Raw genomic sequence first — 15,661 nt, 5'->3', positions numbered from 1 at the left:
CGCATTAATCATTCGCTAAAATAGCTTTTTGCTTTCTGCTTTCAGCTTTCTGCTCTAAAAATAAATCTGCTGAACATGTCCGGAACTCCTGTATTAAAAAAACTATACTTCCACAAAGCGGCTACAGCGTTGATTGTGGATGCCCCCGATGAATATATTGCCCTGATTGGTGATGTATCTTACGACACTAAGCCCGCTGCTAAAAAGAAGGGTGCTTATGAATTTGTGCAGGTATTCGCTACACAACAATCGGTGCTCGAAAAACTGGTGAAGCAACACGTAGCTTCCGGTAAGCCGGATTGTATTTTCTGGGCCTGTTATCCCAAAGGAACGGGTAGTATTAAGAGTGATATCAAACGGGAAACGGTATGGATAGCCTTTCAGGCGGCAGGACTGGAGGAGGTAACCAGCGTATCTATTGATGATACATGGACGGCATTAAGAGCAAGGCCAGTCGATAGATAGCAGAAAGCAGAAGGCATAAAGCAAAAAGCTATTTTAGCGAATGATTAATGTGGATATTATTTCTTCGCATTAATCATTCGCTAAAATAGCTTTTTGCTTTCTGCTTTCAGCTTTCTGCTCATTAACATTGTCCGGAATCGGACAGGCCTTGTGTTATTAGCGGGCATCTGCGATAGCGTTACTGATTGTAATGGATTGATAACCATGGTATTTTTGTTTCGGCATTTTATTGGAGCAACTATCCGCCAGGTCACGTGTCTATACGGTGAACGGCTATAACATTACACTATGTTTAAAAATTACTTCAGGGTTGCATTACGGAATATATGGAGGAGCAAAGGTTTCTCTGCGATTACCATCTTCGGGCTGGCCATCGGCATGGCTACCTGTTTGCTGATCACATTGTTTGTAACAGATGAATTGAGTTACGACCGGTTTAATGAAAAAGCGGATCGCATTTTCCGGCTGGATGCAGATTTCCTGGTAAACGGCAATGCCTTTCATGAAAGATATTCCCCGAGCCAGCTGGGACCCGTACTGGTGCAGGATTTTCCGCAGGTAGAAAACTATGTACGTTTTTACCAGCAGGGAAATATCCTCGTGAGAAAAGGGACATCTACCCTGGTAGAGCAGAACGCCAGTTTTGCTGATTCTTCCCTGTTCGATGTATTTACGCTTCCATTGATTGCCGGTGATCCTAAAACGGCCCTGACACAACCACATACCATGGTGATTTCTGAGCGGATGGCGCGCAAGTATTTCGGAAGTACCGATGTGCTGGGAAAAACATTGTTCACCGATAATACCAATACTTACCAGATCAGTGGTGTGATGAAAGATGTGCCGGATCAGTCGCACCTGCATTTCGATTTTGTGCGCGCCATGTCGGAGCTGGAAGATAGCCGCAGTACGCAATGGATGGCCGATAATTATACCACGTATGTATTGCTGCGTCCCGGCGTTACTGCGGCGCAGTTGAGTCAGTATCTCCGGGCGGCTACCTTGAAGTATATGGAAACTTCTTTACAGAAAATGATAGGAAGTACTATTGCGGAAGCGGAGAAAGCCGGCGGACATTTCAGGTATACGCCGATTGCCTTACCTGATATTCATTTAAAATCTCCCCAGGCCAATGAAGTAGAGCCTTCAGGCAACATACAATATGTATATATTTTCATTGCGGTAGCGATCATTATCCTGCTTATTGCCTGCGTGAATTTTATGAATCTTTCTACGGCCCGTTCAGCAGGACGTTCCAAAGAAGTAGGAGTGAGGAAAGTGTTGGGTTCCCAACGTTCATCGCTTGTTTTTCAATTTTTGACAGAATCTGTGCTCACCAGCTTTTTTGCGTTGATACTGGCATTGGCGATCGCTGTGTTGTTATTGCCTTTCCTGAACGAGTTATCGGATAAACATATTGCGTTGAAGATGGCTTACCTGTTTTGGCTGTTGCCTTTCCTGGTGGTAACGGCCACCGTGATAGGTTTGCTGGCAGGGAGTTATCCCGCCTTTTTCCTATCTGCCTTTGATCCTATGAAAGTATTAAAAGGGAAGCTGACAGCAGGTTTTAAGGGTAGCTGGCTAAGAAATAGTTTGGTCGTATTCCAGTTTTCAGCGGCGATATTACTGATAGTAGGTACATTGGTGATCAACAGCCAGTTGAATTATATCCGTCATAAGAAACTGGGATATAATAAGGACCAGATGCTGGTGTTAGGGAATACCGCTTCTTTAGGTCGTCATGCGAAGAGCTTCCGGGATGAAGTATTGTCTGTTCCCGGGGTGGAAGCGGGCACTATGACCGCCTCTTTACCTACGGAAATCGCTATGAATACCAGTATTTATTCCAAAGATGCCGCGAGAAGCAATGGACAGGTAACGGGTTTAAATGACTATTATATTGATGCAGATTACATTCCAACGATGGGAATGCAAATGGCCAGTGGCAGAAACTTTTCGCCGCAAATGCCTTCCGATACCAATGGGTTGCTGATGAATGAAACTGCCGCGCGTTTGTTGGGCGTGACTACCCTGGAAGATAAATATCTCTATGCAAACAATGAAGGGATGCTGCGATTGAAGGTAATTGGCGTGGTAAAAGATTTCAATACCGGCTCTTTAAGAAAGAAGATACCACCTATTATTTTCCGTTTGGGCGAATATCATCGCAATATGGTGTTTAAGGTGCGCACGGGTGACTTGCAGGGAACCATTGCGCAGATCAGGCGTCGCTATGAAGCGCAGGACGGTATGACCGGACAGCCTTTTGTATATTCTTTCATGGACGATGACTTTAACCGGTTGTATCGGGCGGAACAGCGTACCGGCCGGATCTTTATATCCTTTGCGGTGCTGGCGGTGCTGATTGCATCGTTGGGGGTGCTGGGACTGATCACCTATGCAGCAGAGCAGCGCACCCGTGAAATAGGTATCCGTAAAGTACTGGGTGCTTCTGTATTAGGTATTGTAGCGATGTTATCAAAAGATTTCCTGAAGCTGGTATTCCTGGCTATCCTGATAGCTTCGCCACTTGCGTGGTTTATGATGAACCGGTGGTTACAGGATTTCGCTTATAGTGTAAAGATTAGCTGGACAGTATTTGTGACCGCAGGTTGTATCGCTATATTGATCACGATGCTCACCGTGAGTTACCGGGCTATCCGGGCTGCGCTGGCGAACCCGGTACATAGCCTGAAGGCGGAGTAATTAATTAGCCAGTGGTAGCTCCAGGTAAAACGAGCTGCCACCTTCTTTATTATTTTCGAACCAGATCTGCCCGTGCTGGGCCATGGTATATTCTTTACAGAGGAAAAGTCCCAATCCGATTCCCTTTTCGTTGTCGGTGCCAAAGGTGGATCGTACTTTCAGCGAAAACATATCCAGTTGACGGGAAGGGTCTATACCAGCGCCGCTGTCTTTTACTTCAATACGGCATTTATCACCGTTTCTGCTGGTGCGGATGTAGATAGCGCCGCCGAAAGGTGTGAACTTAGCGGCATTCCCTACCAGGTTACGTACAATTAATTGCAGCATATTGAGGTCGGCCATTATTTTTATGGAGGCATCTATATTGGTATCCAGGCTGATATTTTTTTTGGCGACAGCCATCTTATTGATTTTGAGAATGGGCAGTATGGCGGCAGCAACATCAATGGGAACCAGGTTTACGTTGAGGCCATCCAGCTGGGTTTTAGACCATACCAATATGTTATAGAGCATTTCCTGTGTACTGTTGACTACATACAACAGTTCTGTTTCTATCTGTACTTTGTTTTGCGGATCTATTTCTATTTCCCGTAACAGTTGGAGGTAAGACTGTATAGAGGCCAGCGGATTGCGGAGGTCATGGGAAATAAGAGAGAACAGTTTACTTTTCTCTGTATTCAGGATTTCCAGCGAACGGGTTTTTTCTTCTCCTCTTTTCTTCTCTTTGTTGTAGGCTGTTTTCAGATAGATGGTGCCTACAAAAATAACGATTACATTAATGATGTAGGTGGGTGTCATGTCAGCGAAGATGTCGCCCCGTTCAGGATAAACATCCGCGATGAGGTTGGGATGGTAATACTCATAAATGATAAGACCCAGGACGGTAAAGAGGTTCAGCACAATCCACCAGTAGTATTGTTTGGGCGAAGAGATGAGCATGGTGAGGAAAAAGGCCAGGGTAAATGACAGGAGGGAGGCGCCTCTGATACCACCACTATAGAAATAATTCACTGCAAAGCCCACGTTGATCATGACTACCGCAATGGCAATACACAGGTTTACTTTCTTCCTGACTCTTGATAAATAATATATACCGGCAAAAATGAGGACCAGCGCCAAAAAGATCAGCGAGGTAGCAGTGAGTCCTGTAAAGTAGTTGTAAGGTACATTGAACCCGATGATGACCAGTGAGATGATACAAATAGCATTAAAGATGCGGTTTTCGAGGGTGAAATGCAGGGGATCTCCTATAATATACAGTGAAAATGTTTTCACTCGCTCTAATAGATTTCGGGTACCGGTTGTTGACATATAACGAATTTAAGCAAAAAGCGTTGCTATCTATATGAAAGTGGTGTATCAGGGCAAATCATATTCTCCGTTGCTCATAATTTTTTTGGTATTCTTCTTACAATTTGATTAATTTTCAAAAAGATAAGTGTGCAACCAAAATGAATTTCTGACGTTATGAAAAGCAATATCCGCGCCATTCCGCGTCCTGTAAATTAATTATTCCAACTGAATTAATGTTTTGATAATACGCTTACCGTTTACCGGCTAAGCGGATAAAAGTAATTTCGTCAGGTGCGATCATTCAATTAATATGACTACCTATTTAACAGACATAGCACTGTTTCACCTGGTTAAAACTGGCAGCATAGAAGGCTTTACCGAGTTATATTTACGCCACTGGGAAGAGTTATATGAGTATGCCTGGAAAATCCTGGGTAATAAAGATCATGTGGAAGACGTACTGCAGGAGCTTTTCCTGCATATATGGGATAAGCGGGAAACCATTGAAATAGATACCAATGTAAAAGGATATTTATTCCGGAGTCTAAAAAACCGGATCTGCAATTTTTTAAAAGCCAATGCGGTAAAAAATGCACATTATCAGGCGCTGCTCAACAACATGGGGAATGTTGCGGAAGAAGATGGCGTGATGGAACGAAAAGAATACGTGCGGCGGCTCCTGTACCACCTGGAAGTGCTTCCTGATAAGATGCGGGAAATAGCGCGCCTCTATCTCATGGATGGCCTTAATGTCAAAGAAATCTCCGATCAGCTTTCTCTTTCCGAACATACCGTGCGTAATCAGCTCAACAACGTAAAACGACGCCTGCTTCGCAAATAAGCCTGTTTGTTAATGAAATGTTAATTGCTATTTTCTTCTGATCAAAAAAGGATGGCATAGTTGTCTTCGTATACACATACGGGTTACTATGGGGGAACATGATAAGAAAATATCGGACTGGCTGGATAAGTTGAGTCAGCAAAACAAGGAAGTACCCTTTACTTCTGACGCAGAGAAAGAGCAGGCAAAACAACGCTTACTACAGTCGATCCTGGCAAATGCCGCACCGGCAAAACCAAAAATTCGTCTGCTTACCCGGGTGTATCGCATTGCCGGCAGCGTGGCTGCTGCGGTTTTCCTTTTCCTGGGCATCCGCTATGTTTTACATAGCCGGGTACAGGAAGAAAAAGTATCCCTTACCTGGATCAGCACCGGTGTCAAAGAACATAAACGGGTGTTGTTACCAGATAGTTCTGTGGTTACCCTCAACGCCAATTCACAAATCAGTTTTAGCAACCATTTCAATAAAGAAGACCGTATCGTTACCCTTCACAAAGGCGAAGCCTTTTTTGATGTGCAACCACAGCCTGCCCGCCCATTTAAAGTATTCACTGATAGTATTGTGACCACTGTATTGGGTACCTCTTTCAATGTGATCAAATATCAACACAGTGCCGCTGTGAAAATCACCGTGAAAACAGGAAAGGTAGGCGTGGGAAAAGCACAACAAACATTTTGTCAGCTATTGCCGGCAGACCAGGTCCTGATCAGCAGCAAAGACTATCGCTTTACCAGCAGTCATGAAGAAGGGCTCGCCGGCGATGAGTGGACCAGCGGCCGCATTGTAATGCGGGAAGAACCATTGTCTAATATATTGGAGCGACTGGAGATGATCTATGGGGTGGAGTTTGACAAGCATACCCTATCCGATGATTCACTCCGGACAATCACCTTTAATGCCGGCATGCCTTTGCAGAGCGTGTTGTCAATTGTAGAGAAAATAAGTAATGTACGGTTTAGCAGTAAAGACCAACAAAACAAAATCCACTTGTATGTAAAATGAAACAGCATTCGCCCTAACGAATGCTGCTGAAAACTCTCACATAAAATGTAAGCTCATGATTCTCATTTCTAAAATTAGAAAAAGGATACCTATTTGCCAATTATTTAAGGCAAAAGTACTCCGGCTGCTGCTATGGCTACTACCATTAGCCTTTGGCAGCAACGTTTTCGGGCAAACCAGCCCCGCACTTGATAAGAAAATTCCACATGTGGCCATCCCGGCAGGCAACGCCCTGGACGCCCTGAAAGAAATTGAAAAAATTACCGGGCTTAATTTCGCCTACAATGCCAACCAGCTCAAGACTTTCACCGTTAGTCACCAAACCTATGACAACAAGAGTTTACGGGAAATATTAGCCGGCATCCTGAAAAATACCAAAACAGTAGTCAATGAGCAATCCGGTGTGATCGTGATTCTGCCCGGCGAAACACCTGCACCCGCTGCAAAGCCGGTAAAGAAAACCAGCGGTATCGTCAGCGATAAAACCGGTCCTTTGCCTGGCGTCACCGTATTAGAAGAAGGCACTGGCAATGGTACCATTACCGATGAAAACGGGCGCTATTCCATTAAGCTGAAAAATCTACCCGCTACTTTGCAGTTCAGCATCACCGGTTTGAAAAAACAAACGCAAATTGTTACAGAAGAAGGAACGCTGAATGTTAGCATGGAAGGCGACTTCCAGAAACTGGGCGAAGTAGTGGTGACCGCCCTTGGCATCAAAAGAGAAGAACGTTCCCTCGGATACGCCATCCAGAAAATTGGCGGAGAACAGGTAGATAATGCCAAATTCACTGACCTGAAAACGGCCCTGGCAGGCAAGATTGCCGGCGCCCAACTGGTAGGCGCTCCCAGCTCCACCTTCCGGGATGCGGGGGTACGTTTGCGCGGCGCCAACAGCCTAAGCGGTGGCTCTCCCATTTTTGTACTGGATGGTACCATCATTTCACATACAGATATCAACCTGGATAATATAGAATCTATTTCTGTGCTGAAAGGCGCTGCAGCTACCGCCCTATACGGTATCCGCGCGGCGGCAGGAGCAGTATTGCTGACTTCCAAAACAGGTAAACGCAATCAGCCCATGCGGGTAGAAGTAAACTCCGGTACCGCCTTTGAAAAATTATCCGTGATTCCGCAATACCAAAATATTTACGGCGCCGGTGATAATATGAACTTCGACGTTTTCCACTATGATGCCAACAAGCACCCCGCTACCTGGAAACAGTTTGATGGCCAGAAAATGGTGCAGTATTATATGGACCAAAGCTGGGGCCCAAAAATGGACGGCACCATGGTGCGGGAATGGTTTAGCTGGTATCCCGGCGACGACTTTGGAAAACTGACGCCGTTCGAATCACATCCCAACAACGTACGTGATTTTTTTAGAACCGGCATCAACCTCAATAACAGCGTGGCTTTTTCAGGCGGTTCTGAAAGAGCATCCTATCGCTTGTCGTATGCCAATCAATACCGCGATCTTATTTATCCCAATGCCAACCGCAAACGTAACTTCATTGACTTTGCCGGTACCTTTGATGTGACCGACAAGTTTTCTGTTTTTGCAGATATCAATGTCGTAAGTACCAAACAAATCGCAGAACCTTACGACGGTGGTAACTCCAATCAGCGTAGCATCATGGCGCAGTTTAACCAGGAGTTTCAACGCTCCGTGGATATGAAACGGCTGCGCGATTATAAAACGCCCGACGGTACCTACCGCACCTGGAATATCGTAGGCCCTAATGGTAACGACTCCGCTACCACACTGAGGCCTCGCAAACGCGATAACCCATACAGTGTGTACTATGAAAGCTTTCGTCGCTATTCCAACTTCCGGGTATTTGGTAACGCCGGTTTCAATTACAAAATACTACCTAACCTGAAGTTGCAGTCGCTGATACGCGCGGATATCATGGTCGATGATTACGATGACCGCATCGCCTCCGGTACTGTAAAACAGGATATGTATAAATCCGGTCAATCGCTGCCCCGCGAGTTCAACTACGAAATGACGCTGAACTACAACAAGCAGTTGCGTGATTTTTCGATTGACGGATTGGTAGGAGGCAATATCCGTCATTATAAACTGACCCGCAATGAAGCCAATACCGTAGGTGGACTGAGTGTTCCTAACCTATATGCCATCACTGCCTCTATTCAACGCCCCAACGCCTTCAACGATTATTTCGAACAGGAAGTTAGAAGTGTATATGGTAAAGTATCAGTAGGCTATAAGCGTTTACTGTATGTAGATATTACCGGTCGTAATGATTGGTCGTCTACCTTGCCTGCCGCAAAGAATTATTATTTCTACCCATCCGTATCCGGTAGCTTTATTTTCACGGAGCTGTTGCCTAAAAGCAGCTGGCTGAACTTTGGTAAAGTACGGTTAGGTGTAGCACAGGCGGGTTCTGATGCGGGTATCTTCGCCATCAATACCGGCTATAACCTGCAGAGCTCTTACAATGGCTCGCCGGCGTTGAATACACCGGACCAATTGGTGGATCCGCACTTGTCGCCTTCACTGAGCACCAGTATTGAAGCCGGTTTGGCGCTGAAACTCCTGAATAATCGTTTAGGGGTAGACGTAAGCTTCTACAAGAATAAGAACACCAAGCAGATCGCCAACCTGCAAATCAGCGAAACAAATGGTTACAATAGCTACCTGACCAACCTCGGGGAAATTCAGAGCAAGGGTATGGACATTGCGATTACTGCCATGCCTATACGTAAACGGGATTTCTCCTGGGACCTGTACGTAAATGCGGCTACCAACAAATCTAAAGTAATAGACCTGGCTGCCAATATGGATAACTACCTGGCGGCGTCAAGAGAAAATGGGCTGCGCCTGGAACTCGATCACCGTAAGGGGGCAGAGTGGGGATTACTGGTAGGACCTACTTTCCAGTACTACCAGGCAAAGGATGCCAATGGTAAGAATATTGAAAGTCCTTCTAACGGCAAACCTATTGTAAACGCCAACGGGGCTTACCTGACTAACGAAAACCAGCCGCTGGGATCTATCCTGCCCAAGTTTACCGGTGGTTTAGGAAGTACATTTATCTATAAAAACTTTGACTTCACATTTTCTATCGATTACCAGGTAGGCGGTAAGTTTTTGTCGCTCACCAAGATGTTCCTGCTGGGAACCGGCCTGGATCCATCTACGGTAGGTACCAATGATAAGGGCAACGACTGGCGCCTGCCGGTAGCACAGGGCGGCGGTATTAAGCCGGATGGTGTACTGGCCGATGGTACGCCTTTCAACGGCTACGTGGAAGCACGTACGTATTACTGGACATACCTGTTTAACAAAGTAGCGCCACCATTTATTTATGATGCCAGTTATGTAAAGCTGCGGGAGCTGCGCCTCGGCTATACCTTCGCTGCCAGACCCTGGACAAAACGCCTGGGAGTAAACAGTTTGAATATAGCTTTATATGCACAAAATCCATGGTTGATTTATACTGCCCTGAAAGGCATTGATACTTCCGAGCTGGAAAGCTTCTGGGAGGAAAGAGGACAGGTGCCTGCTACCCGCACCATTGGTTTTAACCTGAAACTGGTATTATAACCATCAAACATTGACTTATGAAGCATTCATCTATTACATATATACTTTTACTGCTACTGGCCGTATATGGCTGTAAGCCGGGCGACTTCGGGGATATTAACACCAATCCCAATATGCCGAAGCGGCCTTATACCGGTTATATGATTACCAATATTATCCGCGATATGGCTGCTACCATTGGAGGCAGCAGCGGCTCGCCTATCCGGGAGGCACCATTGTACTCGCAACACCTGGCGGAAATGACTTACCAACGGGAAGGCGTATACGTAAAAGGTAACTGGGACTTCGGTTACTACCAGGGACCGCTGAACGATGTGCAGGTGGTTATCAAAACCAACCAGGATCCCGCTACGAAGCTGCAGGCCATTTCCTTTGGCTCCAATGCCAACCAGTTGGCCGTAGCCCGTATTATCAGGGCTTATTTCTTCCTGCATATGACAGATCGCTGGGGCGATGTGCCTTATAAAGATGCGTTGAAGGGCAGCGATAATCTTACCCCTGCTTATGATAAGCAGCAGGATATCTACAACGACCTGTTTAAAGAACTAAAAGAAGCTGCTGCCCAGTTTGATGGCGGCGTAAATGTAAAAGGCGATATTATGTTTGGCGGTGATCCAAACAGATGGAAAAAATTTGCTGCCACCATGCGTTTGGTGATGGCTTTACGTCTATCCAGGGTAGATGCCGTAAAAGGGAAAGCTGAGTTTAATGCCGCACTCACCGACGGGGTGATCATGGATAATAAAGATAACGTAGTGTACAACTATCTCTCAGGAGATCAGAACAATGAAAACTACTGGTCATTCAGTTGGCGGGTAGATAACAATCCTTACGCGTTATCCAGTACCCTGGTTGATAATTTGCAGGCCAACAATGATCCCCGTTTACCGAAGTTTGCCGACAAAGCCGGTGATGGCCTGTATCACGGGCAAACCTATGGTGTGATCAACACCAATTTCTCTTCTATGTCCTTGCTGGGAGCTGCTATGCGTAAGCCGGAAACACCGGTGTACTTTTATACCGCTGCGGAAGTGCAGTTTGCACTTGCAGAAGCGGTGAAACTCGGCTGGATCGCCGGTGGAGATGCAGAGGTAGAAGGTTATTACCTGGCGGGTATCAAAGCTTCCATGCAACAGTTTGGTGTATACACGGATGCTGCTTATGCCGCCTGCATTGCATCACCCAATGTAATATATAATCCGGCTAAGGCGCTGGAACAAATTGGTACACAGAAATGGGTAGCCCTGTTCCTCAATGGCTGGGAAGCCTGGCATGAATGGAGAAGAACCGGTTTCCCGAAATTGCTGCCACCAGCCAATGCACAAACCCGCGACGGACAAATACCCCGTCGTCATGGATATCCTTCCCGGGAAGCATTGCTGAATAAACAACATTATAACGAAGCAGTACAGCGCATGGCCAGCCCGGATGACCTGAGCAGCCGCGTATGGTGGGATAAGCAGTAAATAGGTTTTAGCCATTAGCTTTTAGCTTTTAGTAAATGCAGCGAAAATTGCCATATATTGGTCTTCGCTGCATTTACTAAAAGCTAATGGCTAAAAGCTAAAAGCTAAAAGCTATTTTAACCCGATCATATGAAAAAGATAACCTGTATTTTTCTTACTGCCTTCTTGTTGTGCGCATTTAACGCGCCATCTTCTTTTACCCGGAAAGACGCTGCTAAGGCTTATGCCGCCTTTAACCAATATTTCTATAGTGAAACGGATCAACTCTATTACGCAAATACGGAACGGAAAAATATCGGGGCCATCTGGACCCAGGCCATTTACTGGGATATGGCGATGAATGTATATCAACGTACCCATGCCGCGGCCGACCGGAAAAGAGTCCGGGATATATTTGAAGGTGGCTACCGGCGTTACGATCAATACAACTGGAATAATACCAAAGAATGGTTTATTTATGATGATATCATGTGGTGGGTGATATCATTGGCACGGGCGCATCAGCTGATGGGCGATAAGGAGTACCTGCCTTTGGCAATAGCAGGATTTAAGCGGGTATGGGAAGGTGCTTATGATCCGGTAGAAGGAGGGATGTTCTGGGATTTCAGGCACAGTGGTAAAAACGCCTGTATCAATTTCCCTACCGTGATCGCCGCCATGAATTTATACCAGGTCACCCGTGATACCAGTTATTTACAGCGCGCAAAAGCGGTGTATCACTGGGGCGTGCAACACCTGTTTGATACCGCTACCGGCCGTGTGGCAGACAATTATGTAAATGGCCGCAAAGGGTGGTCGGATTATACTTATAACCAGGGCACTTTTATTGGGGCGGCAGTAATGCTGTATAAAGTCACTGGTGTAGCCAGCTACCTGCAACAGGCCAACCTGGCCGCAAATTATACACAACAAAATATGGGTGCTTACAAAGGGATCTTACCAGCGGAGGGCGACTGGAATGAACAGGGGGTATTAAAAGCGATTTTCGGGCAATACCTGATGATGTTGATTACAGATGCGAAGCAAACGCAGTTCCTGTCCTGGATACGGCAAAACATCAATACGGCCTGGAATAACCGTGATCCACAGCGGAATCTCACCTTCCGCAATTATGCGATCCCTTGTGTAACCGGTGTATTGCAGTCGTACGAGGCCAGCAGCGCAGTTTACCTGATGCAGATTTGTCCGCCTGAAAAATAACGGATCTTCCTTTTCAGCCGGCAAACCCTTATTTTTGCGGCCTAAATTTGGAGATACCTCATGAGAAAGCTTTTTTCTGTATTGTTTGTTTGTTGCCTGTCCTGCATCACCGTGACCTCATTTGCCCAGGACGATGTACGTACCTGGAGCCTGGCGGAAAATGATACCCGTTATATTTTTGCAGATACCGCATTTGTGCGTATCAGTACTGATACGAAGCAGGCGCCTATAGATACCTTGTTAACCGGCGAGGAAATTACGGTAGTAAAAATTACGGATAAGTTATTAAACCTGAAAGGGCTTACGGCCCCCTGGATACAGGTCAAGTATAAAAAAGACGGGGTAGATAAAGAAGGTTACCTGTGGCAGGGACTTATTTCCTTTAGGCAGGTGCGCCGGGGAGATACGAAGTTCATCTATGCCATTGATCGTCGTATGGACAGCACCGTAGTAGCAGATGATGGTGTGAAAATGGTGATGAAGTACTTTTTGGTAAAGCTGAAAGTGGTACAGGCCGGCCAGTTGAAAGCTGTTAATTCCTTTAAAATATTTGATGGAGAAAGCGCAAATTTCGGTGATGCGAAAATCATGAGTGGCCTGGGTTTATCCAATGTACAAAACATTGTGGTGCTCACTTTTGGCGGAGAAGCGTGTGGTATTGAGAGTAACTACTTTTACTTTGCCTGGCTGAATGATAGCCGCCTGGTGCCCTTGCCTGCGCGGATGAGTGTAGGGGATGCAGGCGCTTACTATCACGATGAATCGTTTACGTTCCCCGCAGAGAAAAACGGGCAGCCGGATATCATCCGCTGGGACCTGGTGGAAGGTGAGGCTACAGAGAAGATGGATAAGAATGGAGAACCTGTTTTTAAAGAAACGAAAAGCACTTTTAACTATAGCTGGGATGGTGTGAATGGAACGTTTAAAAGAGCAGAAAGCGGAAAGCAGAAAGCAAAAAGCTATTGAAGCGAATCAAATATTAATACGCTTTAATCATTCGCGTCAATAGCTTTTTGCTTTCTGCTTTCCGCTTTCTGCTCTTTATCACTAGCAATGGCCGTTCATCTATTTTTTCATACAATGCTGTTTATATAAAATAGCTTTGTGATGTTAAAAGACGCCCGTCACTATTTACCATGTCCGCTTACAATCAACCCAGGAAACGCGTTCTGATATTCATTATCACAGGATTAGCGCTGATATTGATTACCCGTTTACTTTATTTACAGGTCGTAGAAAAAAAATATGTGCGCCTGGCAGATGCCAACGCGGTGACCCGAAAAATTGTATATCCCAGCAGGGGGATTATTTTCGACCGGCAAAACCGGAGTATCCTGAGTAATGATATTTTGTATGACCTGGTAGTAACGCCGGCAGCTGTTAAGAAGATAGATACCGCTTATCTCTGTAATATTCTGCAAATAGATATCGATGAATTTAAATCGCGTATAGCCGATGCCGTTAAGAAGAATGGACGGGTGCGTCCCTCTGTTTTCGCGGGGTTGTTATCAGCTGCCACTTACAGCCGTTTACAGGAAAGTATGTACCTGTTTCAGTCCGGCTTTGAGCTGGTACAACGGCCTATACGTTCCTATCCCTATAAAGCAGCTGCCAATATATTAGGTTATATCGGTGAAATCTCACCAGCGATGCTGAAGCTGTCGCATTACAGTGATTACCAGTCGGGTGATTATATTGGCCTTACCGGGTTGGAGAAAACTTACGAATCGGTGTTAATGGGGCAGCGGGGTACGCAATACATCGTCAAAGATAACCTGAACCGTCCTCAAGGCTCCCTGGAGAATGGGGCGTATGATACGGCTGCTATTGCCGGGAAAAACCTGCGTTTGTCGCTCGACATTGAACTGCAGGTATTAGGTGAGCAACTGATGCGCAATAAGATAGGCAGCATTGTAGCCATAGATCCGCAAACTGGTGGTATTCTGGCGATGGTAAGCGGCCCTGTTTTTGATCCTAACCTGTTGACCGGAAGTTCGCGCACCCGCAATGTAAGTAAGTTATTTTCCGATCCTACAGAACCGTTCCTGAACCGGGGCATACAAGCCACTTATCAGCCGGGATCTTCCATGAAACCATTAACGGCCATTGTAGCACTGGATGAAGGATTGATTACACCGGCATTTGGATATCCCTGCACCGGCGGCTATTACGCCTGCGGCCACAGAGTGGGTTGTATGCACGCAGAAGGCGGTCACGCGGCCAACCTGCGTATTGCCATGGCGCATTCCTGCAACTCTTATTTTATGCACCTGTACCGGCTGGAAGTAGATGCCGGTAAATGGGGCGGCGTAAAAAACGGGCATACCAAATGGAAAGAGTATATGTCGAAGTTTGGACTGGGGCATAAACTGGGTATCGATATCCCCGGAGAGAACCCCGGTATTGTAGCAGATACGGCAGTGCTGAACCGGTTGTATCATGGCAACTGGAGTTCCTGTTCTGAATTATACGTCGGGATGGGACAGGGGCAGGTAGCGGTCACCCCGCTGCAAATGGCTAACGCCATGTGTTTGATCGCCAACCGTGGCTTTTATTATCTGCCGCACCTGGTGCAGTCGATAGACCAGGATAATTCCGACCTGCTAAAGAAATTCAAAGAAAAGCATGCCGTAGGCAATGTATCTGATACCGCTTACAGCGCCGTGATTTATGGCATGGAAGACGTGATAGAACATGGTACGGGCCGTGGTGCACATATGGAAGGTATTGACGTATGTGGTAAAACAGGTACTGCACAAAACCGGGGCATCGTAGATGGTAAAGTAGTGGATCTCAAAGACCATTCTGTGTTTGTGGCGTTTGCGCCGCGTGAACATCCGCGTATAGCCATTGCCGTAATTGTAGAGAATGCCGGTATGGGAGCTGCTTTTGCAGTACCTATTGCCAACCTGATGATGGAAAAATACCTGCGTGATACATTGCCTGCCTCAAAGCAGCCTATCATGAAACGTATGCTGGAAAGCAGTACTATCTCGCTGGCGAAACAGCAGCTATCGAAAATAGATTCCCTGAATATGACTACCGGTGCGTTAACCGCCGACCAGGTGCTGAAGCACTATTTTCATTGAGCCATTTTGTTTGTATATTACTAA

At 46.1% G+C, this 15,661-nt stretch carries 10 protein-coding genes; 9 read left to right on the top strand and 1 reads right to left on the bottom strand.

The features are described from left to right. Positions 1-75 precede the first annotated feature (75 nt). On the top strand, positions 76-465 hold the full coding sequence (locus J7623_RS29875) for a hypothetical protein (protein WP_291928415.1): 390 nt from the start codon (positions 76-78) through the stop codon (positions 463-465). A gap of 288 nt (positions 466-753) precedes the next feature. Further along, positions 754-3,171: an ABC transporter permease gene (locus J7623_RS29870; protein WP_291928412.1), complete on the top strand. Its 2,418-nt coding sequence runs from the start codon at positions 754-756 to the stop codon at positions 3,169-3,171. Here J7623_RS29870 and J7623_RS29865 read toward each other — a convergent pair whose 3' ends face one another. Continuing rightward, entirely contained in the window at positions 3,172-4,446 is a 1,275-nt protein-coding gene (locus J7623_RS29865; RefSeq protein WP_291928409.1) for a HAMP domain-containing sensor histidine kinase, read from the bottom strand. 328 nt (positions 4,447-4,774) lie between these two features. Here J7623_RS29865 and J7623_RS29860 point away from each other — a divergent pair, with 328 nt between their 5' ends. The 7 genes from J7623_RS29860 (at position 4,775) to mrdA (ending at position 15,637) form a co-directional block, all read left to right on the top strand. Then, positions 4,775-5,305: a sigma-70 family RNA polymerase sigma factor gene (locus J7623_RS29860; RefSeq protein WP_291928405.1), complete on the top strand. Its 531-nt coding sequence runs from the start codon at positions 4,775-4,777 to the stop codon at positions 5,303-5,305. An 88-nt stretch (positions 5,306-5,393) separates the two neighbouring features. Then, positions 5,394-6,308, top strand: coding sequence for a FecR family protein (locus J7623_RS29855; protein ID WP_291928403.1), 915 nt, complete (start codon positions 5,394-5,396; stop codon positions 6,306-6,308). A 55-nt stretch (positions 6,309-6,363) separates the two neighbouring features. Further along, a complete protein-coding gene (locus J7623_RS29850) occupies positions 6,364-9,882 on the top strand; it encodes a SusC/RagA family TonB-linked outer membrane protein (RefSeq protein ID WP_291928399.1) in 3,519 nt (1,172 codons plus the stop codon). A gap of 17 nt (positions 9,883-9,899) precedes the next feature. Beyond that, entirely contained in the window at positions 9,900-11,348 is a 1,449-nt protein-coding gene (locus J7623_RS29845) for a SusD/RagB family nutrient-binding outer membrane lipoprotein (protein ID WP_291928396.1), read from the top strand. A gap of 129 nt (positions 11,349-11,477) precedes the next feature. Further along, the gene (locus J7623_RS29840; protein WP_291928393.1) at positions 11,478-12,548 is read left to right on the top strand and encodes a glycoside hydrolase family 76 protein; all 1,071 of its coding nucleotides are present in this window, start codon (positions 11,478-11,480) and stop codon (positions 12,546-12,548) included. A gap of 60 nt (positions 12,549-12,608) precedes the next feature. Continuing rightward, positions 12,609-13,514 carry a hypothetical protein gene (locus tag J7623_RS29835; protein WP_291928388.1) on the top strand — a complete coding sequence of 302 codons (906 nt, stop codon included), beginning with the start codon at positions 12,609-12,611 and terminating at the stop codon, positions 13,512-13,514. Between the two features lie 170 nt (positions 13,515-13,684). Then, positions 13,685-15,637 carry a penicillin-binding protein 2 gene (mrdA, locus tag J7623_RS29830; RefSeq protein ID WP_291928384.1) on the top strand — a complete coding sequence of 651 codons (1,953 nt, stop codon included), beginning with the start codon at positions 13,685-13,687 and terminating at the stop codon, positions 15,635-15,637. Positions 15,638-15,661: the final 24 nt, after the last annotated feature.

The organism is Chitinophaga sp. (genome assembly GCF_017745275.1).
Taxonomy (GTDB): Bacteria; Bacteroidota; Bacteroidia; order Chitinophagales; family Chitinophagaceae; genus Chitinophaga.
Note: the sequence above shows the minus strand (reverse complement) of the source record. Positions and strands in the feature narration are given on the sequence as shown.

What these genes read in the sequence shown, in the direction of transcription:
- J7623_RS29855 (WP_291928403.1), top strand. Translation starts at nt 5,394, where the DNA reads ATGGGGGAACATGATAAGAAAATATCGGACTGGCTGGATAAGTTGAGT.
- J7623_RS29860 (WP_291928405.1), top strand. Translation starts at nt 4,775, where the DNA reads ATGACTACCTATTTAACAGACATAGCACTGTTTCACCTGGTTAAAACT.
- J7623_RS29875 (WP_291928415.1), top strand. Translation starts at nt 76, where the DNA reads ATGTCCGGAACTCCTGTATTAAAAAAACTATACTTCCACAAAGCGGCT.
- J7623_RS29850 (WP_291928399.1), top strand. Translation starts at nt 6,364, where the DNA reads ATGATTCTCATTTCTAAAATTAGAAAAAGGATACCTATTTGCCAATTA.
- J7623_RS29840 (WP_291928393.1), top strand. Translation starts at nt 11,478, where the DNA reads ATGAAAAAGATAACCTGTATTTTTCTTACTGCCTTCTTGTTGTGCGCA.
- mrdA (WP_291928384.1), top strand. Translation starts at nt 13,685, where the DNA reads ATGTCCGCTTACAATCAACCCAGGAAACGCGTTCTGATATTCATTATC.
- J7623_RS29870 (WP_291928412.1), top strand. Translation starts at nt 754, where the DNA reads ATGTTTAAAAATTACTTCAGGGTTGCATTACGGAATATATGGAGGAGC.
- J7623_RS29845 (WP_291928396.1), top strand. Translation starts at nt 9,900, where the DNA reads ATGAAGCATTCATCTATTACATATATACTTTTACTGCTACTGGCCGTA.
- J7623_RS29835 (WP_291928388.1), top strand. Translation starts at nt 12,609, where the DNA reads ATGAGAAAGCTTTTTTCTGTATTGTTTGTTTGTTGCCTGTCCTGCATC.